The organism is Chlorogloeopsis sp. ULAP02 (assembly GCF_038404745.2).
In the GTDB taxonomy this organism is placed as follows: Bacteria; Cyanobacteriota; Cyanobacteriia; order Cyanobacteriales; family Nostocaceae; genus Chlorogloeopsis.
In genome coordinates, this window is record NZ_JAYKTT020000045.1 from 1 (window position 1) to 26,765 (window position 26,765).

Annotated in this window: 18 protein-coding genes and 1 tRNA gene; 11 read left to right on the forward strand and 8 right to left on the reverse strand. The window is 42.3% G+C overall.

Going from position 1 to position 26,765, the window contains the following annotated elements; all coding sequences use genetic code 11:
* The first annotated feature begins 320 nt into the window (after positions 1–320).
* The 5 genes from U2718_RS15790 (at position 321) to U2718_RS15810 (ending at position 9,431) form a co-directional block, all read left to right on the forward strand.
* A complete protein-coding gene (locus U2718_RS15790; protein WP_341996564.1) occupies positions 321–1,277 on the forward strand; it encodes an AraC family transcriptional regulator in 957 nt (318 codons plus the stop codon).
* Positions 1,278–1,513: 236 nt separating this feature from the next.
* A complete protein-coding gene (locus U2718_RS15795) occupies positions 1,514–4,222 on the forward strand; it encodes a TonB-dependent siderophore receptor (protein WP_341996566.1) in 2,709 nt (902 codons plus the stop codon).
* Between the two features lie 13 nt (positions 4,223–4,235).
* Positions 4,236–5,231 carry an iron-siderophore ABC transporter substrate-binding protein gene (locus tag U2718_RS15800; RefSeq protein ID WP_341996568.1) on the forward strand — a complete coding sequence of 332 codons (996 nt, stop codon included), beginning with the start codon at positions 4,236–4,238 and terminating at the stop codon, positions 5,229–5,231.
* Between the two features lie 757 nt (positions 5,232–5,988).
* Entirely contained in the window at positions 5,989–8,148 is a 2,160-nt protein-coding gene (locus tag U2718_RS15805; RefSeq protein ID WP_341996570.1) for an AMP-binding protein, read from the forward strand.
* Between the two features lie 83 nt (positions 8,149–8,231).
* Complete coding sequence (locus U2718_RS15810; RefSeq protein ID WP_341996572.1) at positions 8,232–9,431, forward strand: hypothetical protein; 1,200 nt, start codon at positions 8,232–8,234, stop codon at positions 9,429–9,431.
* Between the two features lie 127 nt (positions 9,432–9,558).
* Here the strand turns inward: U2718_RS15810 and U2718_RS15815 are convergent, their stop codons facing one another.
* Positions 9,559–11,169 (reverse strand): acyl--CoA ligase family protein, encoded by a 1,611-nt coding sequence (locus tag U2718_RS15815; protein WP_341996574.1) that lies wholly within the window; start codon positions 11,167–11,169, stop codon positions 9,559–9,561.
* Between the two features lie 161 nt (positions 11,170–11,330).
* Here U2718_RS15815 and U2718_RS15820 point away from each other — a divergent pair, with 161 nt between their 5' ends.
* Together U2718_RS15820 and U2718_RS15825 are read left to right on the forward strand one after the other, a co-directional pair.
* Positions 11,331–11,585: a DUF4212 domain-containing protein gene (locus U2718_RS15820; protein ID WP_016873370.1), complete on the forward strand. Its 255-nt coding sequence runs from the start codon at positions 11,331–11,333 to the stop codon at positions 11,583–11,585.
* A 9-nt stretch (positions 11,586–11,594) separates the two neighbouring features.
* Entirely contained in the window at positions 11,595–13,277 is a 1,683-nt protein-coding gene (locus tag U2718_RS15825) for a sodium:solute symporter family protein (protein ID WP_341996577.1), read from the forward strand.
* A 166-nt stretch (positions 13,278–13,443) separates the two neighbouring features.
* Here the strand turns inward: U2718_RS15825 and U2718_RS15830 are convergent, their stop codons facing one another.
* Together U2718_RS15830 and U2718_RS15835 are read right to left on the reverse strand one after the other, a co-directional pair.
* Complete coding sequence (locus U2718_RS15830; protein WP_341996579.1) at positions 13,444–14,559, reverse strand: ABC transporter permease; 1,116 nt, start codon at positions 14,557–14,559, stop codon at positions 13,444–13,446.
* A 55-nt stretch (positions 14,560–14,614) separates the two neighbouring features.
* Positions 14,615–15,490 (reverse strand): Npun_R2479 family HD domain-containing metalloprotein, encoded by an 876-nt coding sequence (locus U2718_RS15835; RefSeq protein WP_341996581.1) that lies wholly within the window; start codon positions 15,488–15,490, stop codon positions 14,615–14,617.
* 333 nt (positions 15,491–15,823) lie between these two features.
* On the opposite strand from U2718_RS15835, the gene U2718_RS15840 reads away from it, so the two are divergent.
* A tRNA-Gly gene (locus tag U2718_RS15840) sits at positions 15,824–15,895 on the forward strand.
* 180 nt (positions 15,896–16,075) lie between these two features.
* Here the strand turns inward: U2718_RS15840 and U2718_RS15845 are convergent.
* The 4 genes from U2718_RS15845 to U2718_RS15860 form a co-directional block, all read right to left on the reverse strand.
* Positions 16,076–16,225, reverse strand: a complete 150-nt coding sequence (locus tag U2718_RS15845; RefSeq protein WP_341996582.1) for a hypothetical protein — start codon at positions 16,223–16,225, stop codon at positions 16,076–16,078.
* 170 nt (positions 16,226–16,395) lie between these two features.
* On the reverse strand, positions 16,396–17,472 hold the full coding sequence (locus U2718_RS15850; protein WP_341996584.1) for a PstS family phosphate ABC transporter substrate-binding protein: 1,077 nt from the start codon (positions 17,470–17,472) through the stop codon (positions 16,396–16,398).
* Positions 17,473–17,663: 191 nt separating this feature from the next.
* Positions 17,664–18,800 carry a serine/threonine-protein kinase gene (locus U2718_RS15855; RefSeq protein ID WP_341996586.1) on the reverse strand — a complete coding sequence of 379 codons (1,137 nt, stop codon included), beginning with the start codon at positions 18,798–18,800 and terminating at the stop codon, positions 17,664–17,666.
* Positions 18,801–19,122: 322 nt separating this feature from the next.
* A complete protein-coding gene (locus U2718_RS15860; RefSeq protein ID WP_341996588.1) occupies positions 19,123–20,082 on the reverse strand; it encodes a YegS/Rv2252/BmrU family lipid kinase in 960 nt (319 codons plus the stop codon).
* Between the two features lie 419 nt (positions 20,083–20,501).
* On the opposite strand from U2718_RS15860, the gene U2718_RS15865 reads away from it, so the two are divergent.
* Positions 20,502–22,811, forward strand: coding sequence for a cytochrome-c peroxidase (locus U2718_RS15865; RefSeq protein WP_341996590.1), 2,310 nt, complete (start codon positions 20,502–20,504; stop codon positions 22,809–22,811).
* 226 nt (positions 22,812–23,037) lie between these two features.
* Here the strand turns inward: U2718_RS15865 and U2718_RS15870 are convergent, their stop codons facing one another.
* Entirely contained in the window at positions 23,038–24,447 is a 1,410-nt protein-coding gene (locus tag U2718_RS15870; protein WP_341996592.1) for an MATE family efflux transporter, read from the reverse strand.
* A gap of 235 nt (positions 24,448–24,682) precedes the next feature.
* Here U2718_RS15870 and U2718_RS15875 point away from each other — a divergent pair, with 235 nt between their 5' ends.
* Positions 24,683–25,570 carry an AraC family transcriptional regulator gene (locus U2718_RS15875; RefSeq protein ID WP_341996594.1) on the forward strand — a complete coding sequence of 296 codons (888 nt, stop codon included), beginning with the start codon at positions 24,683–24,685 and terminating at the stop codon, positions 25,568–25,570.
* A 133-nt stretch (positions 25,571–25,703) separates the two neighbouring features.
* A complete protein-coding gene (gene hemC / locus U2718_RS15880; protein ID WP_341996596.1) occupies positions 25,704–26,675 on the forward strand; it encodes a hydroxymethylbilane synthase in 972 nt (323 codons plus the stop codon).
* Positions 26,676–26,765 lie beyond the last annotated feature (90 nt).

The following is a 26,765-nucleotide window of genomic DNA, read 5'->3' on the forward strand; positions in this document are numbered from 1 at the left end:
TATATAAATTATTGGTGTTAGCAGAACTTAACGAAGTTATGGCTTGCAGCAAATCCTGATATGTTTTGGCTTCGAGCTACCATCACAACATACCAATTATGGGTGTTTAATTGAGCAGGATCAGGTTTATGCCGCGATTCAGAAGTCGCTGACAATAATTACCCAAGCAATACTCAAATACCTATCATTGATTATGTTAGCCCCCAAAGATTGGCAACCAAACCTGTACATCAGCCATACTGGTGATGATAAAAACAGATGATCTTCTCTTGTTAATTGAGAAGTAGTATCATTAATGCTAAAATTAGCAAGCACCAGCTATGACGAGCGCACTCACAATACACGAGGAAGTTGAACTTTGGGATGAGTCAGCACAAAATACTCTCCAACCTAAATTTATAGAGCCATTTGAATTTTACGTGCAAACGCCCCATTACTTGGGAAGTGGCTATCAGAAACACATCAAATTACATCCCGAACTGGAACTGAGTATCGTTGACTGTGAGTTTCGCGACGATTTTGTCATTAAGTATCCAACTGCAAGTCATCCCCTGCAATTTGGTGTATTCCTACCAGAAGAAGGTACTTTTATTTCAGGGGGTGGGATTCAACGGGAGAATAAGGTTAGGTATTTTCAATCTCTGCGGGTATTGGGGATTGACATTAACATGTCTCCTGAGTTGTTAGCTACCTTTTTCCCTGGTGAAGATGGAGAGATTCCCCCAGAATTAAAATTATTAGCAAAGGGAGATGATTGGCAAACACTGGTTCATCCAGAAATGACTCCCACAGTACGATTTTTGACACAACAAATATTGAATTGTCCCTACCAAGGAATTACAAAACGAATTTACTTACAAGCAAAGGTATTAGAACTTATCGCTTTACAAATATCTCCTTTGCTAGCGGGTGGTGATTTTTACCAACCATTAAAATCTGATACCATTGCTCGGATTCATCATGCCAAACAAATTATTCTATGTCGTTTAGAAAATCCCCCTTCACTGATAGAATTAGCTGGGATGGTTGGGGTGAGCGACAGGACTTTACGCCGAGGATTCCGAGAATTATTTGGCACGACTGTCCATAGTTATCTTACCGAGAAGCGGATGGAAAAAGCCGAGCAATTTTTGCGCTTCAGTAATATGACAGTTGCCGAAGTTGCAAATTTAGTCGGTTATACTCATTTGGGTCACTTTGCCGCAGCCTTTAAGAAAAAGTATGGCATGACACCAAGAGAATGTTTGTTAGGCAAAAAGTCCGTTTCGGGACTGTAGACCTGTTACTAATTAACGAAAATCTGCAATTTGAGACTATTCTCTGTTCTGGCTGGTAGCTTAAAAGTTAAAACCAGTTTCGTCAGAAGTGCTGAAAAATCACTGGCTCAGATGCAAAAGTTCTGGTGAGTCCGTTTCGGGATAGACTCAACTGGTTATATTACTCTACACTTTGGTTTGTTGCAATTAAGAAATATACGCAATAAGTAGTATTGTTTCATGGTGTAGGGAGTGATATGAAAAGTTGGCGTTCTACTTCTGGTAATCAGTGTTGTGTGCGTTATCTCAATATTTATCTAGGGCTGATAGTGACTGTAGTCGGGAGTTTCAGCAGTGTACTTGCTCAAGTTGAACAGGTATTAGCATCACAAAATGAGCAACAGACAGTTGTCACGAAAATCAAAACAATCAGCGAAGCTGATTTCCCCGCTACTAGCGTTAAAGATTTACTTTCGCAGTCACCACCTCACCCCCCTGTTTCCCCCCTTAGCAAGGAGGGAGGTGTTGTACTAATTACTGGAGTTAAGGCAAATCCCACCGAAAAAGGTGTGGAGATTATTTTACAGACAAGCCAAGGAGAACAACTACAAGTTACAAATCGCAGTGAAGGTAATAATTTTATTGCAGATTTACCAGGGGCGCAGTTACGTTTAGCAAACGGTGATGCTTTCATATTTAAATCTGAGAAACCCATCGAGGGAATTACCCAAATCACAGTTACGAATATTGACGCGAATACTGTGCGGGTAACTGTGGCTGGTGAGAAGGCTTTGCCTGCGGTTGAGTTATTTGATGATGATATTGGGTTGATTTTTGCTGTTGCATCTACAGCCACATCTGCACAGAACCCCACCCCGCCTGCGGCACCCCTCCCCTTACCAAGGGGAGGGGAAGGGGAAGGGTCAGAACAACCCGCAGCACAACAGGATGAACCAATTGAGTTGGTGGTGACGGGGGAACAGGATAGCTATCGCTCAGAAGAGACCTCAGTGGGAACAAGAACCGACACACCATTGCGGGATATTCCCCAGTCAATTCAAATTGTACCGCAACAGGTGATTCAAGATACTCAAGCGCGGAGTATTACCGAAGCTTTAGAAAATGTTCCTGGTTTGATTGCACAAGGGGCGGGTGCAGCAAATACAAGGGATTACTTTACTGCCCGTGGCTTTGAGCAATATGATGCCCTGGTCAATGGTTTACCGGATCAGCACATCACTTCGGATGGCAATATTTTCAATGTTGAACGCATTGAAGTTTTACGGGGGCCAGCCTCTGCCTTGTATGGGGATAGTGGTAACGGTTCTGTCGGTGCGCTGATCAATTATGTAACTCGCCGTCCCTTGAGCGATCCGTTCTTTGAGGTGGAAGCCAGTGTTGGGAATTATGGCTTTTACCAGGGTACTATTGATGTCTCTAGTCCGCTCAATTCTTCTAATTCGATTTTGGGGCGGCTGATTGTCGGTTATCGCAATTATGATAGTCCGGTAGAGTTTGCCACAGCGGAAACTTTTGGTGTTGCCCCCAGCTTAAGCTTCCAACTGGGCAGCAGAGCGAATCTCATCGTAGAGGGCGATGTCAATTTCATAGAGCGTAACTTTGCAAGTGCTGTACCTGTCGTAGGTACACTGCTACCCAACCCCAATGGTAGAATTCCATCTAGCTTCAACCCGGCAGGCCCACTTGATGATGCTGCAACAATCATCAACGGGAGGGTAGGCTATGAATTTGAATACCAGTTTAGCGATAATTTAAGGCTTCGCAATGCTTTTCGCTATAACTTCGCTTTTACGGATTCTAACGGAGTATCTGAAGTTTTTCCTACGAGCCTAGACGCAGACAACCGCACTCTCAACCGGACAACAGCCTTTTTCAGAGGTGACTATAACTATTATTTACTTGATACAAACCTGTTGGGCAATTTTAAAACAGGCGAAGTTGAACACCAAGTTTTGTTTGGGTTTAGCCTCAGCCGTTATGATATTGACCTTGCTGGACGCTTTGGCATACCAATGGCACCTGTCGATATTTTTAACCCAGTTTATGACCAGACTGTTACTCTTGGAGACGCAACCATCGATAGCTTAACCACAACGGATGTTGCTGCTGTGTATCTACAAAATCAGATTACATTGCTGCAAAATCTCAAACTGCTGGTGGGTGGACGCTTTGATTTTTCTGAAAATCGCAGAATTGATCGGTTGGCTGATACAGAGTCGAGCCAGTCAGACACAGCCTTCAGTCCTCGTGTGGGCATTGTGTATCAGCCGATTGAACCTATTTCCCTCTATGCCAGTTATGGGCAATCATTTAATCCACTCATTGGTAGAAGTTTCTCTGGTGAGTTTCTCATCCCAGAACGGGGAACTCAGTATGAAGTTGGTGTCAGGGCTGATATTACCAATCAGCTCTCAGCTAATCTCGCTTTGTATGACTTAACTCGTTCTAATGTGACCACTAGTGACCCCGTGAACCCTGGATTTTCCGTACAATCGGGTAAACAGAGGAGTCGGGGCATTGAATTAGATATTAATGGCGAAATTCTGCCTGGCTGGAATATTATTGCTGGCTATGCTTACACTGATGCCAGAGTTTTGGAAGATAACACCATTCCTGTGGGCAACCGTCTGTTTAATGCCCCAGAACACGCGGTTAACCTCTGGACAACTTACCGGATTCAAAGTGGTCCAGCCAGAGGGCTAGGTTTTGGTTTAGGGCTTTATTATATTGGCGAGCGTCCTATAGATAATGCTAATACTGTTAACCTACCTAGTTTCGTCAGAACAGATGCGGCAATTTTTTATGAAAGAGATCAGTTTCGCGCGGCTTTGAACATCCGCAACCTCTTCGATATAGAAAACTATGTTAGTAGATATGGCTCCAGTGATGTTGTTCATATCGGCACTCCATTCACGATTCAAGGTTCTTTATCATGGCGATTCTAAACCTGTACACTACATGATGATCAGATCAAGACGCATTTGGGTATCTCTCCTCTTTGCTGCCAGCTTGACTTTACTGGTGATTTTTTACCAAGGCAACAACAGTTTACCCAAGGCTGAAACCAATACAATTGAACAGAATTGTCGCATGGTTCAGCACGGCATGGGTGTCTCCTGTATACCTGATCAACCTCAACGGGTGGTGACGTTATCCACTATGGATTTAGCGAATGCCCTGGCGCTGGGCATCAAACCCATCGCCACTGCCAATGATTTTAGAACAGCCACAGGCGAATTCCCTCCTTATTTGTCTTCCCATGCTCAGGGAATACCAACTCTGGGCAATTCTGGCCAACCGAATTTGGAGAAAATCCTGTATCTGAAACCAGATCTGATTTTTAGCTGGTGGGGTAGCCCTCCCAAATCAATCAATCCTTTGGTGAGCAAAATCGCCCCAACAGTTGCCTACAGTTGGTGGGAATCAAGCTGGAAAGAAATTTTTAATTCCACAGCTAAACTGTTAGGGAAAGAGCAAGCTGCCCAAGTTGCTTGGCAACATTACCAAACTAAAATTCAAGACTTGAAAACTGCACTAGGTAACCGTTATCAAGATAAAAAAATATCCTTTATCTACTTTTACTTTGGTCGAATAGGCACAAATGTCAACAATTCTTTTCCCGGATCAATTTTAAAGGATGCAGGTTTACAACGCCCGCCAAACCAGGATAGAGTCATTGAACCTTATGGTTATACAGAGTTTTCTCTAGAAGAAATCAATCAAGCCGATGGCGATGTTCTCTTTGTTGCTAGTTTTACCGATGATGATCAAAAAGTTGTGGAGAATTTGCAACGCAATCCGCTTTGGCAAACATTAAAAGCCGTGCAACAAAAGCGAGTCTACTTTGTCAGTGGGGTGACGTGGATATGGGGTTCAGATATGATTGGCGCTGAAGCAGTGATTGATGACCTGTGGAAATACCTTGTGGAAGTACCAGACAGCAAACAGGGATAATTGCTTGAATAATGTGCCAGTGCGATCGCAATGTAATATACTTATATACTTTAATTCAAATTCGGGGCGAGTCAGGTGATCGCTCCTGACTAAATTAATGATTTTAATTTGCCTGTAGCCAGTCGAGTAAATCAGCCATGCTGGTAAAATCAAGCAACGCTACTCTACGAACCGCAACATTTCAAGACTACAAATTTTCGATAAATTCTTCATCTGAAACACCAGCTTGATTCAAAATACTTTTGAGCGTTCCAATTGCGACTCAGCAACGTATACATCATCTCCCCAATAAACAATAGCTGTGAATGCACGATTCATATTATGTTTGAGCCTACGCTACTTCAATCTATATCCTATTACAAACCAGATTTTAGTGCGTTATTGTCGTTTACCTGGATCAGAGATGTTATATTGTGTCCGCTTAAAGACTTATTATTAAGGCTGACGCGGGGACACGGAGACAAAAAGACGTGGAGAAATTTTAATCGTAATTGATTAGCCGAACTTGATATTATTCATTAGCGATTGTTTTAAGTATTTAAATGATCGCGCTAAAATCTAATTGTCAGCGGTCTAAATTGTGTAATTTACTTGCAGCCAGTTGAGTAAATCTGCGTTCGGTTCAGCCGTTAGAGTGAAAATTTTGTTGTTTATAGAAAATATACGATACGGGCAATGCATTATTACAATCTTTGAGTTCAAACTAAATGCACGATCATACTAACCCGAACCTCATATCCTAAAACAGGCAAAGGACATGAGCAAGCAACTATCACTTGAACAACTTCTTAACTGTGGCTTGGAAACAAACACAGCCTCCGCAATACTACCACGGGTCAATCAATGGCTTGTCTCCCTTTCTGCTGTTGAGTGTTGGCAGCATTTGGTTCAATATATTCTCAAGCCCAGCCATCCTTTTGCACTCCACGAACTCCTCTATAAAACTACCTTCTCTGATTGGGATATCAGCCAAGGGCAACCTCCAGCCTGGTTTCCTTCTCCTGAGCAAATTCAGGCAACTAATATCGCCGCATTGATGAAAGTGCTGAAGCTGGATTCTTACGCAGAACTTCACACTTGGTCGGCACAACATCGGGCTGAGTTTTGGGAGATGATGATTAAACGGCTAGGTATCTGCTTGCAAAAGCCATACACTCAAATTGTTGATTTATCGCAGAGCATGGAGTTATCCCAATGGCTGGTAGGTGCGCGTCTTAATATTACCGATAGTTGTTTTCAAGCACCTGCCGACAACCTTGCGATTATATTTCAGCCGGAGGGTGGCTCCCTTACAACTTGGACTTATGGAGAACTCCTGGCTTTAACCAATCGAATTGCTAATGGGTTAGTAGAAGCTGGCTTTGTTCCTGGGGATGCGATCGCTATTGCTATGCCGATGAGAGCTGAATCTGTGGCGATATATTTGGGGATTGTTAAAGCAGGTTGCGTAGTAGTCTCGATTGCTGATAGTTTTGCTGCCGATGAAATTGCTACACGCTTGCGCATATCTAAAGCAAAAGCAATTTTTACCCAGGATTATATCAGGCGTGGTGGAAAGCAGTTGCCTCTTTATACTAAAGTCGTTGATGCTAAAGCACCGAGAGTGATTTTGGTAGAAACTGACACGGGGAGGTGGGGACACGGGGAGGTGGGGAATGAAGAGGACACCCAGACACGAGGACACCTAGACACGGGGAATGTTTTTGATCGTTTCTCCGCGTCTTTAAAACTGCGTCTTGGTGATTTAACTTGGGAGAAATTTCTCAGTTCCAACGATAAATTTGATGCCTTCTCTGCTCATCCAACTGCTTACACTAATATCTTATTTTCTTCAGGTACTACAGCAGAACCAAAAGCAATTCCTTGGACGCAGACAACCCCAATTAAGTGCGCGAGTGATGGGCATTTACATCATGACATTCATCCACAAGATGTGGTAGCGTGGCCGACTAACTTGGGATGGATGATGGGGCCATGGCTAATTTATGCGAGTTTAGTAAATAAAGCAACTATTGCCCTTTATGACGGTGCGCCTACAGAACGAGGATTTGGTGAGTTTATTCAGGATGCTCGTGTCACTATGCTGGGCTTAGTTCCCAGTTTAGTCAGTAATTGGAAAACCACCGCCTGTATGCAAGCACTTGATTGGAGCGCTATTAAAGCATTTAGTTCGACGGGTGAGTGTTCCAATCCCCAAGATATGCTGTTTTTGATGTCCTTGGCTGGCTACAAACCGATTGTAGAGTACTGTGGTGGAACGGAAATCGGTGGGGCTTATATTACTGGTACATTAGTGCAACCTGCGATTCCCTCTACCTTTACCACACCTGCTCTTGGTTTAGACTTTGTGATTCTCGATGAGGAGGGGCATCTCGCGGATAAAGGCGAGGCGTTTATCGTTCCTCCTTCAATTGGACTTTCTACTGAACTGTTAAATAAGGATCACCATCAAGTTTACTTTGCTAATACTCCCACTCTAGGGCAGGTACAAGGCACTGCCTCTCCTACTCCCTTACGCTGTCACGGCGATCAAATAGAGCGATCGCCTAATGGCTACTACCGCGCTCTCGGTCGTGTTGACGATACCATGAACTTAAGTGGCATCAAAGTTAGCTCGACGGAGATTGAGCAAATTCTCAATACTGTAGAGGGAATCTGCGAAACTGCTGCGATCGCTATTTCTCCTCCAGAAGGCGGGCCAAGTCTACTAATAATTTACGCAGTGGTTGAGTCTAATGTAAAGACTGAAAAAGCAGCACTTAAAGCTTCCTTGCAAACGGCAATTAAGCAACGCCTCAATCCGTTGTTTAAGATTCATGATGTTGTTATAGTCGAGTTTTTGCCCCGAACTGCCTCCAATAAAGTAATGCGTCGTGTGTTACGCGATCGCTATAAAGTTGCAGTTCCCAAGACATAAAAGACATACTCATATCATACGCATCTATCTATATTTACGGTTCTCCTCCAATTGTCATCTTTATATTTCAGGAGGAATAAATAATGACAAGTATCGAACTAAAACAAGAAAATATAAATCTCCTTAAGCTTGAAGATTATGATGTAAGCCGAGAATGCGGTTTTTTACCAACCCATCTGCCTGCCAACGTTCAATTGCCGGAGGTGTTTCGGCAAGTGCAACAAGCTGCTGCCTTACTACCCAAGTGGCTGACTACTGGCAAAATTCGGCAAGTTGTAGAGAAACTCCCAGAAGTAGACGTGGAGCAAGCAACTTTAGACGAGATGCACTTGCGTCGGCTCATGCAGGTGTATTCTTACCTAACCCATGCCTATGTTTGGGGTGAAGCTAAACCTGTAAAAGTGCTGCCGCGCAATATTGCCGTACCTTTTTACAATATTTCTCAAAGTGTAGGTAGACCTCCAGTATTGTCTTATGCTTCCTATGCCTTAGACAACTGGGTGCGAATTAACGAAACTGAACCGATCACAATTGGCAATATCATCATTGCGCAAAACTTCTTTGGTGGATTGGATGAAGACTGGTTTATTCTTATTCATATCGATATTGAAGCTAAAGCTGCACCTGCACTCTGTGTTATTCCTACTCTTTTAGAGGCAATTGCTCAAAATGATTTTAGTGAAGCGATCGCTGCTTTAGAAAACATCAAGAACGCATGGACAAACATCAACACCACCATGAACCGGATGCCAGAAGGTTGCGATCCCTATATTTATTACAACAGAGTGCGTCCTTACATTCATGGCTGGAAAAATAACTCTGTACTACCAGAAGGACTCATATACGAAGGCGTAGAAGTTTGGGGCGAAAAACCTCAGCAATTTCGTGGCGAGACGGGCGCACAAAGCAGTATTGTACCGACGATGGATGCTCTATTCAATATTTCTCACGAACACGATCCACTGTGGCAATTCTTGATAGAAATGCGGAATTATATGCCACCAAAACATCGCGCTTTTATGGAAGAAGTGGAAAGGCGCTCAACACTGCGCGATTTTGTTAGAAATAACATGGATCAAGTACCAAAGCTTAGAGATTTATATAATGATTGCGTATCTCTTATAGAAAAATTCCGTACCCAACACCTAGAATTTGCTAACCGCTACATCCATCAACAAACTGCAAAGTTCAGCAACGATACCAAAATTGGCACAGGCGGTACACCATTCATGCGGTATTTGCAAAAACATCGTGATGAAAGCCGACGACATCTTTTGGAATAAATGTTCGAGTATGGGAGTTGTCGATTCTTGACATTCAGCAACGCACTTTTAGCTTTCTATAAGGTGGGCATTGCCTGTCAAAGCCTATAAGATATTTGAGATATAGATGAGCAATGCCCACCCTACATTAACTTCCTTGAATTTTCTTGTCATAACCAGCCCACTCTTTAGCACGCAAAAGATACTTTTGAATTTTACCAGTGCTAGTTTTAGGTAAAGAACAAAATTCCACAGCAGTAGGACATTTAAAAGCTGCTATTTGACTGCGGCAAAAATGAATTAATTCATCTGCGGAAACGTTTGCTCCTGCTTTTAAAGTCACAAAGGCTTTGGCAACTTCTCCTCTTTTGGGATGAGGAATGCCAATAACCGCACACTCTAATACTGCTTCGTGGCGATAAAGACATTGCTCGACTTCAATACTGGAGACATTCTCGCCGTTGGTAATGATGATATCTTTCATGCGATCGCGCACTTCAATATAGCCATCAGGGTGCATCACTGCTAAATCACCACTGTGAAACCATCCTCCTCTAAATGCACGTTCTGTCGCCTCTGGATCGTTATAATAGCCTTTCATGACCATGTTTCCTCGCATTACAACTTCACCCATCGTTTGTCCATTAGCGGGGACATCATTCATATCTTGATCTACAACCCGTAAACTATCTCCACAAACATAAGGAACGCCTTGACGCGCTAACAGTTTTGCTTTTTGCTCAATCTTTAAATTGTTCCAGTTTGACTGATATTCGCAAACAGTATAAGGCCCATAAACTTCTGTCAAACCATAAGTATGAATAATTTTTGCCCCAATATTAGTAATTTTTTCTATCAATGTTGGTGAAGGAGGCGCACCTGCTGTCATGATTGTCAAAGGTTGTTCTAAATGTTGAGGACAATCTGGATGATTCAGCAAAGAAATAAGTACAACTGGGGCAGCATTTAGATGAGTTACGCCTTCTTGTTGAATCAGCTTCCAGACTTTACCAGGATGAAATTTACGTAAACAAATATGAGTACCGCCAATAGCAGTAACAGCCCATGTAAAACACCAGCCATTACAGTGAAACATAGGTAAAGTCCATAGATAAACAGAGTTGGAAGTTAAAGTTGCTTCAATAATTTCGCCCAAGGAGTTAATATAAGCGCCTCGATGAGAGTACATCACCCCTTTTGAATGACCTGTTGTTCCACTGGTGTAATTAATAGTAATTGTCTCCATTTCATCTTGAGTCACCCAAGGGAAAGGAGCAGGATTACCACTTTGCATAAATTCTTGATAGTCCTGATTTTCATTGGGAAAACTATCTTCAACATCATTAATATTTATAATTTTTTTAACTGTTTCTAAACTATTTTCATCAAATTGAATTAAATGAGCTAATTCCCTATCTACAAAGAGAAATTTTGAACCACTCTGATTGAGAATATAAGTAACTTCTTGAGATGTTAAACGAACATTAATAGATACTAATACACCGCCCGCTAGAGGAACAGCAAAATGAGCTTCTAGTAGTGGGGGAATATTAAAAGACAAAAAAGCTACTCTATCTCCCTGTTGCAATCCTGCATAGCGCAAAGCCGAAGCTAGACGATTGACATTAGCCGCAAATTGAGCATAAGTTAAGCGTTGTTGACCGTAAACAATAGCAACTTTATCAGGATAAGTTATGGTGCTGCGCTTAAGAAAAGTTAAAGGCGTCAGGATGTTTTGGTAAACAAGTTTGTGATTCATTTTTATAACCAATCTGCTAAATCTAAGTTTACGTAGCCAAATAATGGATTTTGCAACTTTTATTAAAATTATGTAAATAACATTTAGAATTTTAGAAATTTCCAGTAGAATTATGACTTCTTGATACTATTTTTGTTTTTGATGCATTGACTTAAAAAATCATGGATAAGCATCAGTATCGTTCTTATTGGCGTGCCAATACAACTTTAATTCGCAATCTTTTAATAATCTGGGCACTAGTTTCCCTCGTTTTTAGTATTTTGCTGGTACAACCGTTGAACGCAGTACGTTTTTTTGGCGTACCTTTGGGTTTTTGGATGGCGCAGCAGGGTTCAATTTTGATATTTGTAGGGCTGATTTTTACCTATGCCTTTCAAATGGATAAGTTAGATCGCAAATATAATCACAAGAAGTGAGGAAAGGCTGTGTCAGTAGAACTTTGGACAATTGTAATAGTAGGGTTATCTTTTTTAATTTACCTTTACATAGGCTGGCGATCGCGAGTCAAAGATAGTGAAGGTTTTTTTGTAGCAGAACGAGGGGTTCCCTCAATTGCCAACGGTGCTGCTACAGCAGCTGATTGGATGTCTGCCGCCTCGTTTATTTCGATGGCGGGGCTGATTTCTTTTATGGGCTATGACGGTTCAATTTACCTGATGGGTTGGACTGGTGGCTATGTGCTGCTGGCATTACTGCTAGCTCCTTACTTACGCAAGTTTGGTAAGTACACAGTTCCAGACTTTGTCGGCGATCGCTATTACTCTAATCTCGCCCGCTTGGTAGCTGTAATTGCCGCTATTTTTGTTTCTCTGACTTATGTAGCCGGGCAAATGCGGGGGGTAGGAATTGTTTTTAGCCGCTTTCTGCAGGTTGATATTAATACCGGTGTAGTCATTGGGATGGTGATTGTTGGCTTTTTTGCAGTCTTGGGTGGTATGAAAGGCATTACCTGGACGCAAGTAGCACAGTACTGTATCTTAATCGTTGCCTACTTGATCCCGGCGATCGCCCTCGCTGTATTGCTGACAGGTAACCCCATTCCCCAATTGGCATTTACCTTTAGTGACATCGCTGACAAGCTCAATCAAATCCAAGTTGACTTGGGATTTAAGGAGTATACCCAAGCCTTTGTCAACAAACCAATGATTGATGTGCTGTTCATCACCTTAGCACTAATGATCGGCACTGCTGGTTTACCTCATGTTATTGTACGTTTTTACACAGTACCTAGTGTACGTTCCGCTCGTTTTTCCGCTGGTTGGGCGCTACTATTCATTGCAATTTTATATACAACTGCTCCTGCCCTTTCCATGTTTGCCCGCTACAACTTAATTACTTCGCTGCACAATCAAACAGTAGAAGAAGTACGGCAGCTAGACTGGGCAAACAAGTGGGAAAAGACAAAACTATTAGCTTTTGAAGATAAAAATGGTGACGGGCGTTTGCAGCTAACTCCCAGCAAAGACACCAACGAAATTACAATTGACCGAGATATCATCGTTCTTGCTACCCCAGAAATAGCTAAACTTGCACCTTGGGTAATAGCTTTGGTAGCTGCAGGTGGCTTGGCTGCTGCTTTGTCCACGGCATCGGGATTATTACTGGTAATATCAAGTTCCATTGCCCACGATGTCTACTATCGTATTGTCGATCCGCAAGCATCAGAGCAAAAACGGGTGTTTGTCGGGCGCGTGATGGTTGGTTTATCGTTAGTTGCGGCTGGGTACTTTGGCGTCAACCCGCCTGGGTTTGTGGGTGAAGTGGTAGCTTTTGCCTTTGGTTTAGCTGCTTCTAGCTTCTTTCCAGCAATTATCCTCGGTATTTTCGACAAGCGTACCAACTCCACTGGAGCGATCGCCGGGATGTTAACAGGTTTAATTTTCACAAGCATTTATATTATCGGCGTCAAGTTTGTAGGTATGCCAGCTTGGTTCTTTGGAGTATCCGCAGAAGGCATTGGCACGCTGGGGGCGATTATTAATTTGATTGTCACTTGGGTAGTTTCGCGCCTGAGCGCACCACCACCAGTAGAAATTCAGGCATTGGTGGAAAATTTACGTACCCCCGATCTTGAAGACAAACAAGCTGTAGCGACATTAGAAAACTGATAACACAAGGATGTAGGGGAATATTATAGAGACGGTCTCTATAAAAAGATATTTTTATGATAACGACCACAGATGGACACAGATAAACACAGATAAATTATCCGTGTGTATCTGTGTTTATCCGTGGTCGATTTCTAAAACATTATTTTTACTTGTCTTAAATTTTCTACTTTTGCAAGCTGCGCGGATCGAGTGCATCTCTCAACCCATCACCTAATAAGTTGAATGCCAGCACTGTTAGGATAATTACTAAGGCTGGTGGCCAAATTAACCAAGGTTGCAATACCAAAATTGAAGCATTAGTTGCTAGTGATAACATGTTGCCCCAAGATGGATCTGGTTGTTGAATTCCCAATCCAATTAGACTAAGGACTGCTTCTGCGCCAATAAAACTAGGAACTGCAAGGGTTGCAGAGATAATTATGTAAGTTGCAGTTTGTGGTAGGATGTGACGAATCATAATATAGAGTGGTTTTCCGCCCATTGCTTGTGCAGCTTGCACAAATTCTCGCTCTTTGATGGATAGTACCTGTCCGCGGATGACTCGTGCTAAACCAGCCCAACTAATAAACGACGTAATCAACACAATTAGCACAAAGCGTTCAGTACTAGAAAGCCCTGGTGGTAAAACAGCGCCCAAAGTTACCAAAAGGTAAATGCTGGGAAAAATCATTAGTACTTCAGCCAAGCGCATCGTGATAGTGTCAACCCAGCCTCCAAAATAACCAGAAATTCCACCAACAATCATCCCCAAGGGAAAGGTTAAGGCAACTCCCACAATTCCAATAAACAAACTAATCCTACCACCGTGTACTAAACGACTGAACTGATCACGTCCTTGATCGTCAGTACCCAAAATATTGATTTTTGTTTGATTAGTAGTACCAAATAAATGCCAATTTAAGGGAATACCAGGGATGATAGTTACCTCATCCCACTGTGGTGGCAGTGGCAAACTTAACTGAAACAGACGATATTCAGCACCTTCAACAAATAACCGTACTGGAGAGGGCTTGCTTTTGTCTACAATCAGTTCGCGATCGCCTGTTTCTAAATTTGTATCTCCTTGAATTGTCGGATAAACATGAGGGCCGATAAACTGCCCAGACTCTGAAAACCAGTGAATTTTGGTAGGTGGCAGTAGTGAACCGTTTGGTTGCGAAGCATAAGGATCGTAAGGAGCGACGAAATCAGCTGCAATTACTACCGCATAGAATATTATTAGTAAAATTGCTCCAAATCGCGCCAAAGGATTTTTCTTTAGTCTTTGCCACCAATTCATAGTTGTTATTTGTCCTTTGTCGTCTGTCCCAAATCAATAATTAATGAATACTATATTAAGCGTGTAGTTGCTCAACTAGATACAACTTGTCTTCTTGAGGCATTTCATGTTCCACAACGAACACATTCGAGTAAAGATTAGCGATAAATTGTTTACCCTGTTGTGTCAAAGATAGATAACGCAGTCCATCTTGGATATACGGATAAACCACATTCCAGTAGAACTTAGCATAGTTTTTGCGTAAATCAGCAGGAGTTTGATACCCCAAAACTTTATTCATTCCTGTTTCTTCAAACTCGTAGAACAAAGAAGTAATTTTCTTTAAATAGCGAGGATCGCTTAATTGCCCAATTAAATCCGCAGCACGCACCAAGCCTGCATAGCTATCAGTACAGTGATGATCCTCGGCTGCTGGTACTGGGAAACGAGTCAATTCAATGTTGCTTTTAATTACCTCAGAATCTATCAGTTTATGACCGCCAAAGCGTTCATTAATGAAAAGTTTTGCCCTATCCACATGATACGGTGTCAAACTAGCATCAGAAGCTCCTGGAGCTAAACGAATCATGATGTGATCTTTACCTGTAGCATACAAGCCTTCTAGCTCTCGATCTTGGCGACACACACCTTTAACGTAGCCGATATCATGACACACTAGGGAAATCATAAAATGCAGCCAATCTTCACTGGATACTCCCCCTTCGCGAATGTGTTTGCCACGCAACATTTCCTGTCCAACCAGGGTGACAAGGATTGAGTGTTCTACATTATGATATAAGGCGTCACTATTGGCTATGTTTTCTAAAGCCATGTTGCCCGCCCAAGCAATAATATCTTGATAATCACTTTTAAAACAGCCGTAAGTACGGTAGTAGCCTTCTCGAATTTGCTTTACAAAAGCGTCTATTAATATTTCCGTCGAATTAAACATACTGGTTTCTCAGTCGGACAAGTTGATATCAAAATTTACAAGTACCTTGACGTGAAATTAAAGTTAAGCACAATTAGTTTATAATTGTATTGATTTTAACATTATATTTTTAAGTGTTGTTCAGATGCGATCGCGGCTGATGAGCGCTTATGTATGGGTTTTACATCTAATTAGTTTTTCATATCAATGCTATTGTCGGCTGCGATCTAGATCCAAAAGTTCTGTGATTCAAACATCGTGCAGTTTTCTGCCTGATGCAAACCATATTTGAACAATAGCTGTTGAAAACTTATATATAATAATTGTTATCTAGATTTTGGCTAATAACTGTTCGCGGGTGTAGTTCAGTGGTAGAACGTCAGCTTCCCAAGCTGAATGTCGTGGGTTCGAGTCCCATCACCCGCTTATAATTCAAAATGGGGTAATTTTTGGAAACAACTGGCGAGCACCAAGCCATATACTTCGAGGCTGGCTTTTGTGAGATGAAATTGAACCTTTAACGCCATTGATGTTTGTGCGATCGCAGCTTAATCCATCCTATTGTCTAACACTATCCCTGGAATTCGGGACAACTCTCTGACATTATTAGTTACCAGTATCATCCCAAAAGTAATTGCTTGGGATGCTATCAGCATATCCATTGAGCCTTAATGTTATGAGAGTGGCTTTTTCAGCAGTAGTTAAACCATTAGCGTCTGTGATATTTATGTGTTTGAGAATTACAGCCATTTTCATGATGAATAGACCACACGATACTGTAAGGGCGGGTTTTGTTTCAATCTCTAGCTCAAACCGAAAGGATATCTGCTAAACCCGCCTCTACAAAAAATTGTGATTCAAATAAATGAATTGCAAATAAGGGTAACAAGTTCCTACTTGCTAGGAAAACTAAATTGAATGGAAACCTAGCGAACTCCCGCAAAACCAGCTTGCTTGATCGCTTGTTGTCCTTGATCACTGAGTAAAAGATTGGCATAGGCTTCTCCAGCCTCCTCTTCCTTACCGTTGTTCTGTTTAATAATCACAAACAAGTTAGTAGTAATTGGATAGCTACCATTTTTGATCGCTTCAGTATTAACTTGGTTGCGTTGACGCGGGCATTGCTCAGGTGTGACTAGAGGTTGGCGATAAGAAGGAACAAACTCAGTAGGAGTGTTACCGAGTGGTAAAGGCTTGACGCTACATTGAGGCACTATGGCACGGGCAGAACCATAATATATACCTCCAGGGGTTTTACTAACTTGACGCAAAGCTTCTGTGGTAGAAGATATATACTGAACATTAGAACCAAGCTGTTGTTTACTCACGTCTGTGTGAGTAGGGAATATTACTGAATCTATATTTTCTGGATTTCGCGAGAAAGGAGTAATAGGTAAGTCTTGTCCACCTACTTGTTTCCAGTTAGTAATTTGTCCCAAATAAATTTGCTGCAACTGCTCAACTGTTAAACCAGGCACTTGCAGTGATGGGTTGACTGCTACCGCAATTCCATCAATTCCAACTTGGCGTTGCTCAAGGGTGAAACCTTGTTGTTTAGCTAAAGTGTATTCTTCTTCTGTTAAAGGACGAGATAACTGAGCAAAGTCCAATTGCCCGTTAAGTAACATCCGAATGCCTGAATTAGAACCAGGACTACCTTCAATAGGACTGATATAACGCAATTGTAATTCTGGGCGATCGCTTTGAATGAGAGAATCTACCAATTGGCGGATAGGCGCCCAGGCTGTACTGCCACCATAGTTATATGAGCCGACGGGAACATTAGCAACACTGTTAAAAGTAGATCCAGAAATCAAGGTAGGATTTGAGCTTTGCCCGGAGGAAGAGACTGCATTCTTGCGTACCAAAGTGTATGGCCGTAAAAACCACCATAAAAGCCCACCGATTACCACAATAGTCATCACTTTACCGATGATCAAGCCTCGAAGTAAAAGTGTTGCTTCTTCGTTCATTACAAACTTTCTTCGATTTGTATTGTCCATATGTCTGTTTTATCTGTATTGATGATTCCGAGCTAAATCAAGTAATGAAATTTTTAAAGATGCTATTTCTACTAATTGCTAGAAAAGTTAAAGAAAATGAATTGCTAACATTTAATCATTAAACCGGAACATCAACTAATCAAACATCTATGGATAGAAGTCATGCTATGTAAAACTTTATGACCTTGGTGCTATTGTTTTTTTAGCTCACCAATAGTATTGTCTGCCAGTGGACAATTCACCAAAAGCATTAATTTGTTACGAATTGGTTCTACAATTTTTTCTAGAAAACTCTTTGATTGATTCGGTTGATTTAGAACTATTGTACTTGTCTGAAGAAATATATAAAATAAAACGACCACTACCAGACTAGTGGTAGCGCCAAGGCTTACCCCAAGTAATAAGACAGATTTTTTATACGGCAGCAAAGAACTAAAATCGACATTTCTACCTACTGGTACAGGTTGTAAAGTCGATGGTAGTTCCCGAACTGCAAGAAGTGCTTGCAAAGCTTCTGTTGCTGAATGGTAACGTTGGCTCAAGCGCTGGCGAACCATTGTATCTAAAACATTGGCAAGAGCGTTACTTACCTGTGCTTTGTCACGCCAAATTACTTCTCCTGTGTTCGGATCTTTTGGCAGTTGATCGGCTCTTAAACCTGTCAGAGCTTGAATACCAATCATTCCGACTGCGTAAACATCGCTGCTAAGTTGTGGCTTTCCTTTAGATTGTTCATTGGGCATATAGCCAGGAGTACCAATTGCAACATTGATATTGGCTTGTCCCTGCTCGTTAATACCCAGAGTACTCATTTTTTTGATACTACCAAAATCAATCAGCACAATCTTATTATCCCAGTGCCGTCGCATTAAATTTTGGGGTTTAATATCCCGATGAATGATATTGTGTTCGTGGACAAAGACTACTACTTCTAAGATGTCCCTTAACAAATCAAAGACTGCTTCTTCGCTCAAACATTGAGATGGTAGGATTTCTTTAGTCAAATCATGACCATCAATAAATTCTTGGACTAAGTAGAAATCTCCATTTTCATCAAAATGGGCAAACAATCTGGGAATTTGGTCGTGATTATTGCCTAACTGGTATAAAACTTCTGCTTCCCTAGCAAATAAGCTTTTGGCAATAGGTTCAAAATCAGCGTTGAGGCTTTTCGGTTTGAAATGTTTAACTACACAATGGGGTAACCCTGGCAAGTCCAAATCGACAGCCAAATAGGTATCGCCAGAACCTCCTCTCCCCAGGAGTTTGACGATTTTGTAACGATTGCGAAGCGTTTTCCCAATTTGCGGGAGAGGGTACTGGTTCATAGATTGCATTCTAAATGCTATTTTACCTACCAGTTCAAGTACTGAATAAATCTACTTGCTACTCACTCTTGAAATTTGTGATGTTAACCACAGCATTTTAGAGAGTTGGTAGTGAGTGTAGAGTTAATTCTAAAGAGATTTACTTGATTGGCTTAGTCAATATTTTTCTAGACATCCTCATATTATGAAGTTTCTGCAATGATTTTAATACCGTACAAATGTACCTTAAGTATGGGACTTAAGTAAAATTAACAGCAATTAAGTAGGGGACTAGGGATTAAGAATCAAGAAATCCTAGTACCTTTTCCCCACTCCCCAGTAGTTATTCTTTCGTTTCAACAACTAAGTTGGGCAATCCCTCTAATTTTTCTACGGGCGAAACTTCTTCTGTTGATGGCACAAAAATTTTTAAACTTGCTGGCAGGCATTTAATCTCCACAGGAGTTTTTCCCAAAATTTCACCATCAACGGCAACTTTTTGGGCTGGATCGGTTGTAATCTTGAATCTTGTCGCCCGCAGATAACCAATATCATTTCTTTCTACAGCATTTCCTGTAGAAGCTGTTTGAAACAAATGAAAAGCAGCGGCGATCGCTGCCGCTTTTGTTGCAGGGGCTACGATTGTTAAATCTAGCAATCCATCATCTACAATAATTCCTGCTGGGCCTTGCGCTAACACCGAAGTTGGAGGAGCTGCATTAGCCACTGTTACTGCTGCTGCTGAGGTTTTAATTATCTTATCTTCTGTTTCAATTTCTACTTCAAAGGGCTGTAATTGTCGCAGTTGTTGCAATCCAGCGAGGATGTAGGCGATCGCACCAAAACGATTTTTTGCTTCTCGATCTGCCTTTTCTACGGTTTCAGCTTCAAAGCCAATCCCTGCGAGCAAAACCATCGGGCTGCCGTTACATTCAGCCGCATCCACAGTTCGAGTCGTACCCTGCAAAATAGTTTGGCAAGCACCTGCTATTGTGTCAGGAATTCCTAAAGCTGCGGCAAAAGCATTTGCTGTTCCCCTAGAAATAATGCCGAAGGGAATATCTGTACCTACTACAGCAGCAGCAGCAGCAGATAGAGTGCCGTCTCCCCCAGAAGCAATAATGGCATCTACCCTCCTTTCAACGGCGGCATGTGCCAAATCATCAGCGCAAGTATCTTCTGTTGTCATTTGAATATCTAGATCAAATGCTGGCTCTAACATTGACCGAATTTGCACTAAATCTTGCTCTGAGTCACCTTGCCCTGCTACTGGATTAAAGATAAGGCAGGCCGATCGTTTCATATGCTAAAAAAGTCTAATTAGTAAAGGTTCCTACTTAATTATTAACGTATCTATTGGTCTTAGTACGAATAGTTTCTAGTCATGAGTAAGTGGATGATCATATCCACTATAAAAGACACTTTTGCTACTTATACTGCTTTTCTATCTTCTAGCAATTTTACATACGCATATTTTTACCCAAAGTCAATAAGTATTAGTAATTTAAAATTTAAATCCGTAATTAATAAAGATTTGATAGAGATTGATGACTATAAAAAAAGATAAAACGATACATCTTTTGTTGAGCTTGGCATTTACCAACAAGCTTTAGTTTGTAAAAAACTATAACAAAAAAATGTTATCTGGCATACAAACGAGGAATCATAACGACAAATAAACAGATACCAATTTTGGTCATCTTGCTATAAAAATAAGGAAAAATGAAAGATTCTGATGCAAACAGGTATAGCAGTGTGTCTGAGTCAGAACAATTCAAATACAAAACTCAGACAAGTCACAGGAGTGAAAGTACCACTGTTTTTAGTCGTTTAATTTCGAGTTTTTTGCAGTTCAGTAAAATTCTTGCTTTTTCGGCAGTGGGAATGCTCATCAAAGCGTTCCAAATCACATCTCGGTTGTCTAAAAGCATTAGGCAGGGTACGGCTATAGTTGCACTAGTAACAGTTGCAATTGTTGCTGGGCATCTTGCTTCGGCTCAAGTAGCCTCACCTTTACAACCATTGAGTAAAATCACAGTTCCACAACCAGATAATATCGAGGACTTTATTAGGAATAAAACAGCTGCGATCGCTCTAGGAAAATCTCTGTTCTGGGATATGCAACTTGGTACAGACGGCATACAAGCTTGTGCTAGCTGCCATTTCCATGCCGGAGTAGACAACAGATCCAAAAACCAAATCGATCCGGGGCGATCGCGTGTCAATGCCGACAAAACTCCAAACCCAGATACAACTTTCAATACAGGAGGCAGCCCAAACTATCAGTTACAGAAAGGAGATTATCCATTTCACAAGTTAGCAAATCCAGGCGATCGGGCTTCGACAGTTTTGTCCGACAGTAACGATAGCACCGGCTCTCAGGGAGTATTTAGGACAAGATTTGTTGATGTCATTCCTGGTAGTGACAGGGACAATATAACTCCACTTCAAGATGACATTTTTAATGTCCAAGGCACAAACGTCCGCCAAGTAACGGCTCGTAATTCACCCAGCACAATTAATTCAGTATTCAACTTCCGCAACTTCTGGGATGGAAGAGCACAACACATATTTAATGGTGTGAGTCAGTTTGGGTTAAGAGATCCTAATGCTTACGTTTTGAAGGCAAGCCAACCTCGACTACTTGAAGATGTAAAAGTTAGTATCAATAATTCTTCTCTAGCTTCCCAAGCCGTTGGCCCACCACTGAGCGCTTTGGAGACAGCAGCCGAAGACCTTCCCATTGCACCATTCCGAGTACAGGCATCCGAAAATAATGACCGGATTGTAGTGTCTGATGCCAATACTGGTCAACAAGTTGCAGTACTGAATCCTGAAGGTGAAACTGTCAGTGGCAGGACAGACTTAATGCCACCAGAAACAGAACCACTTCCAACCAATAATCAGCAGTTTCAACGCATTGGTAGAAAGTTGGGTAAGAAGTTACTTGCTCTTAGACCACTTAACAAGCAACAGGTAGCTAGAGATGACAGCGTTCTCAGTCGCTACAGCGGCTTTCCTAGAACTGGTCTGAATATAAGTTACGAAAATCTGATTAGGGAAGCTTTCCAGCCAGAGTGGTGGAACTCCAATATCATCATCCGCATTAACCCAGAAACTGGCGAGCGCAGATTCCTGCCAAGACAGAGAAGGCGTGCCTTAAATACCAACGAATACACATTGATGGAGTACAACTTCTCTCTATTCTTTGGCTTGGCAGTTCAGGAATACGAATCGACTCTAGTTGCCGATCAAACACCATTCGACCAATTTCTTTCGGGAAATAATGGCGCTTTGACATCACAGCAACAGCAAGGATGGCAGATTTTCCAAACTAAGGGTATTTGTATTGGCTGCCACGGTGGCTCAGAATTGACCGTTGCCTCGGTTAGCAGTGCTAACAGTCAAGGAAGAATTAGACGTGCGCCACCATTTGCAGGAGGAAGAGTTGAAGACGCTGGTTTCTTTAATATCGGTGTCAGACCTCCTCTAGATGACCTTGGTGTAGGTAGTAATGACGCATTTGGCAATCCACTTTCGGAATCACGCTTGGCCTTGAATGGAACTTTTGAGGAGTTACTCGGTGAAGATCCACCTGTTATCCCTAGCAGTGAACAAGATTTGGTTGCAGACGGAGCCTTCAAAACTCCAGGACTCCGCAATATTGAACTTACTGCGCCTTACTTCCATAACGGTGGACAATTGACCCTAGAACAAGTAATAGATTTCTACAATCGCGGCGGGGACTTTGGTCGGAATTTGCCACCACTGAACCTAACCGCAGAGGAAAAACAGGCGTTAGTGGCATTTCTCAAAGGTCTTACCGATGAGCGAGTTCGCTTTCAAAGAGCACCTTTTGACCATCCACAATTATTTGTTCCTAATGGTCATCTTGGCAACCAAAATTTTGTTACTATCGATCCAAATGTTACAACCCAAGACGAAACTACACAAGCTAGGGATCAACTCCTAGAAATACCTGCTGTTGGTCGTAATGGCGGTAAATTACCTCCAAACTTCTTGGGAACTTAATTGTTAATAAGGAGAATCACGGTAAGATCCCCGACTTCTGGTGAGAAGTCGGGGATCTTAGTTTTTATTTACCTTCTGCCTACCTACGCTCTTGCGCGCAGCGACTTGGTGCAAGTAGCCGTACCTACCCTACCCTGCGGGAACCCCTTTCGGGGAACGGGAACAGCTTCGCTGAACGGAAGCCGCTAGCTAACGCAACGCCTGACGGCGAACGCGTCTACCGCGTCTACTGCCCTCTGCCCTCTGCCTTCTGCCTTATTTTCAGAGTAGCAATATGTGCAGAAGTTAGTTTGTGAAAGCGCCACAAAAAAATCACTCCTGCGATCGCCACCCCGATCGACTGTCCGATCCACAATCCAACACCGCCAAGAGCAAAGTAGAACCCTAGCAGATAACCACTGGTTAACCCTACACCCCAAAATGCCAGTAAACTGAGCAGCATTGGTACACGTGTATCTTGAAGTCCGTATAAGGCACCCATAGCTGTTTTTTGTACACCATCCAACAGTTGAGCCAAGGCTGCAATCCTCAGCATTGATACTGCCAGTTTGAGTACGTTGGCATTTTCTGGATTATGAATATCCAAATATATTCCAACCACTTGCTGGGGATAGGTGAGCAGTATAATTCCTGTGAGTGTCATAAAAACTACCGCCATCGAGATACTGATATACCCTGCTCGTCGTGCACCCTCAAGATTTCGCTGTCCTACCCACACACCAACTCGCGCAGTCGTAGCGAAAGACATACCTAGAGGCACCATGAAAATTACGACAATAGTTTGAAAAACAATTTGGTGTGCTGCCAATACCTCGGTTCCCAATAAGCCCATTAGATAGGTGACAACTATGAACAGCCCAAACTCCAAGGTAATAGTTACTGCGATCGGTACCCCAATCCACACCAACTTCTGAAGAATTTGTGGTGTGAGGCGATGGAAATTCTGTAAGAATTGGTAATCCTTCAGTTGCTTGTGTTTGAGTGTGTAACCAAGTAAAAGCAAGAACATCACCCAGAAACTGAGTCCACTTGCCAAACCTAATCCTGCCAGTTCCATCCGTGGAAATCCAAACTTGCCGAATCCTAAAACATAATTACCTATAACGTTGACGAGCGTTCCCACAACGACAATAGTCATCACTGGGCGAGCTTGAGAAAGTGCAGAGACATAGCTTCTGAGCATGGCAAACCCCAAAGCTGGAAAAGTTCCCCACAAAATGAAATCTAAATATCTATCTGCTAGCGCCACAGTTTGTTGTGCTTGCCCAAAAAGAATCATTACCGAATCTAGATGCCCGATCATGAACATCATCGGGATGCCAAAAAGTAGCGAGAGCCATAGTCCTTGACGTGCAATTTGCTCGATTTGCGTTTTTCGACCTGCTCCATAAGCCTCAGCAACAAGCGGACTGACTGCCATGACAACGCCGCCTATAGTATTTAGCAAAAACTGAAAGGTAGTTGATGCTAATCCACCTGCCGCTAGGCTTTCCTGCCCTAAATGCCCCATAATCAGAGTATCTGCAAATCCTACAGCAGCTTGGGCAACTTGAGCACTTGCTAAAGGAACAGCGAGTTTGAGGAATTCTTGGATTTCGATTCGGATATTCGATTTAGCAAACGTTTTAGTTGCCATTAAAGTGCCTCTTGGCTGTAAATTTGATTCATAACTTAGAATTTAAAAAATTTAATAATTTCTGACTACGCAAAACTTGCGCAACTCTCAAAATCTTGCGGTGAATTTTGAGTCACCGACACCCGCGCATGGTGCGGCTACACGTATGATGTTTGCCGACGCGGACTACCAAATTTAGCCTGAGAGATTTAATTTGAAAACTTGAAAAGACCCATTCACCCCCCCATCCACAAAGATGGTTCATCTGCCACAAAACGAACTCCATCCTCCAATCTATTCCAGTCAAACCCAAGGTTGGAAAAACATTGTAGTTGAAGAATTTTGCCAACCACCAGGACAGGAGACGTACCAAAGTCAATCAGAGCACACGCTCTGCATATCTCTGAACAATCGCCCGTCTCGCCTGTTACAAGTAATGGGCGATCGCCGCTATACTGGCCTTATCACTCAAGGTGATATCGCCATTGCTCCTGCTGGAGAGTTGTTCTTTTGCCAATGGAGCGAACAGGACAAATACCTGCGTATCCGGATTACTTCGCAGTTTCTCCAACAAGTTGCCCAAGAAGCCTTAGACATTAATCGCGATCGCACAGAATTATTGTCAGAGTTTCGAGTTCGTAATCCCCAAATTGAAGCGATCGCCATGATGCTCCTGACGGAACTGAAGAATGGAGGGCTAGCAGGACAGCTTTACGTTGAATCGCTAACAAATGTACTAACCGTGCATTTACTTAGAAATTATTCTGCTGTTCAACGTTATGTTACTTCGGATTATGGAAAATTAAGCGATCGCCAGCTAATTCAAGTGACTGATTACATCAACGATCATCTGGCTCAAGAGATCAAACTCTCTGACTTAGGTAAATTGCTGGGCATGAGTCAATTTCACTTCGCTCGGCTTTTCAAGCAATCAATTGGAGTAACACCTCACCAATATGTGCTTCAGCAACGGCTAGAACGGGCAAAGCACTTACTCAAACGCACAGAACTACCAGTTATGGAAATTGCCATGTTGTGTGGCTTCAGCAGTCATAGCCATCTCGGTAAATGGATTCGACAACATACAGGAATGGCTCCTAAAGATTACCGATTAAAAGGGAACAGTGAAATTTCTAGTTCCTGAGAATATGTAAAGAAACGTAAAGCCAAAAAGAATAAACTTGATTGCGATCGCGCCTAGTAGAACACCGAAGCGTCACCCACTGCGGTAGTCTAGATCGAAGTGACTTTATCTCTGCTTTTTGACATACTGCTTTATGACCTCAGTTGTTTCCAGCCCCCCCCGCACGATTCGCATCGGTTCGCGCAAAAGCCAACTTGCTCTTGTTCAGACTTACTGGGTACAAGAACAACTTCAAAAAAGTTTTCCTGATATTACTTTTGAAGTCCATACTATGTCCACCCAAGGCGACAAAATCTTGGATGTGGCGTTAGCCAAGATTGGTGATAAAGGATTATTTACCAAAGAGCTTGAATTGGGGATGATTAATAAGGAGATTGACTTTGCCGTTCATTCTCTCAAAGATTTGCCGACTCGCTTGCCAGAGGGGTTAGTTTTGGCAGCAGTTACCGAAAGGGAAAATCCCGCCGATGCTTTGGTGGTAAATGAAAAATATAAAGATAGGCAAATCGATACTTTGCCAGAAGGTTCGGTGATTGGTACTTCTTCCCTACGGAGACTAGCCCAGTTACGGCATCGATTCCCCCACTTTACCTTTAAAGATGTACGTGGCAACTTAAACACGCGCATGGCAAAACTCGATGCAGGTGAATACGACGCTCTTATTTTGGCAGTAGCTGGATTGGAACGTTTGGGAATGGGCGATCGCGTCCATCAAATTCTTCCCAAAGAAGTTTCTCTGCACGCTGTTGGGCAAGGAGCATTAGGTATCGAATGTCGTGCTGAAGATGCAGAATTGATATCTCTCCTCAAGGCGATTGAACATCCCGAAACACGCGATCGCTGTTTGGCAGAGCGGGCTTTCTTACGAGAGCTAGAAGGTGGCTGTCAAGTCCCCATTGGTGTAAATACTGAAATTGAAGGTAGTACTTTAACCTTAACTGGTATAGTCGCCAGTGTAGATGGTCAAAAACTCGTTCAAGATACTGTCAAAGGGGAAACTACAGATGCCGAAAAGCTAGGCACAGAGCTAGCAGAGCGTTTACGAGCCGCAGGAGCGCAAGAAATTTTAGACGAAATTTTTACCCAGATCCAGCGTGGTTCTTGAGATTGAACACCAGCAAATGTGATTATATGAAGAAAGATTTCAATGGCTGAACATTTTTACAGACGCGTTAGTCTGCACTTGATGTTTTGC

What these genes read in the sequence shown, in the direction of transcription:
- U2718_RS15860 (WP_341996588.1), bottom strand. Translation starts at nt 20,082, where the DNA reads ATGAAACGATCGGCCTGCCTTATCTTTAATCCAGTAGCAGGGCAAGGT.
- U2718_RS15795 (WP_341996566.1), top strand. Translation starts at nt 1,514, where the DNA reads ATGAAAAGTTGGCGTTCTACTTCTGGTAATCAGTGTTGTGTGCGTTAT.
- hemC (WP_341996596.1), top strand. Translation starts at nt 25,704, where the DNA reads ATGACCTCAGTTGTTTCCAGCCCCCCCCGCACGATTCGCATCGGTTCG.
- U2718_RS15805 (WP_341996570.1), top strand. Translation starts at nt 5,989, where the DNA reads ATGAGCAAGCAACTATCACTTGAACAACTTCTTAACTGTGGCTTGGAA.
- U2718_RS15845 (WP_341996582.1), bottom strand. Translation starts at nt 16,225, where the DNA reads ATGAAAATGGCTGTAATTCTCAAACACATAAATATCACAGACGCTAAT.
- U2718_RS15800 (WP_341996568.1), top strand. Translation starts at nt 4,236, where the DNA reads ATGATGATCAGATCAAGACGCATTTGGGTATCTCTCCTCTTTGCTGCC.
- U2718_RS15830 (WP_341996579.1), bottom strand. Translation starts at nt 14,559, where the DNA reads ATGAATTGGTGGCAAAGACTAAAGAAAAATCCTTTGGCGCGATTTGGA.
- U2718_RS15870 (WP_341996592.1), bottom strand. Translation starts at nt 24,447, where the DNA reads ATGGCAACTAAAACGTTTGCTAAATCGAATATCCGAATCGAAATCCAA.
- U2718_RS15865 (WP_341996590.1), top strand. Translation starts at nt 20,502, where the DNA reads ATGAAAGATTCTGATGCAAACAGGTATAGCAGTGTGTCTGAGTCAGAA.
- U2718_RS15855 (WP_341996586.1), bottom strand. Translation starts at nt 18,800, where the DNA reads ATGAACCAGTACCCTCTCCCGCAAATTGGGAAAACGCTTCGCAATCGT.
- U2718_RS15815 (WP_341996574.1), bottom strand. Translation starts at nt 11,169, where the DNA reads ATGAATCACAAACTTGTTTACCAAAACATCCTGACGCCTTTAACTTTT.
- U2718_RS15835 (WP_341996581.1), bottom strand. Translation starts at nt 15,490, where the DNA reads ATGTTTAATTCGACGGAAATATTAATAGACGCTTTTGTAAAGCAAATT.
- U2718_RS15790 (WP_341996564.1), top strand. Translation starts at nt 321, where the DNA reads ATGACGAGCGCACTCACAATACACGAGGAAGTTGAACTTTGGGATGAG.
- U2718_RS15820 (WP_016873370.1), top strand. Translation starts at nt 11,331, where the DNA reads ATGGATAAGCATCAGTATCGTTCTTATTGGCGTGCCAATACAACTTTA.
- U2718_RS15875 (WP_341996594.1), top strand. Translation starts at nt 24,683, where the DNA reads ATGGTTCATCTGCCACAAAACGAACTCCATCCTCCAATCTATTCCAGT.
- U2718_RS15810 (WP_341996572.1), top strand. Translation starts at nt 8,232, where the DNA reads ATGACAAGTATCGAACTAAAACAAGAAAATATAAATCTCCTTAAGCTT.
- U2718_RS15850 (WP_341996584.1), bottom strand. Translation starts at nt 17,472, where the DNA reads ATGGACAATACAAATCGAAGAAAGTTTGTAATGAACGAAGAAGCAACA.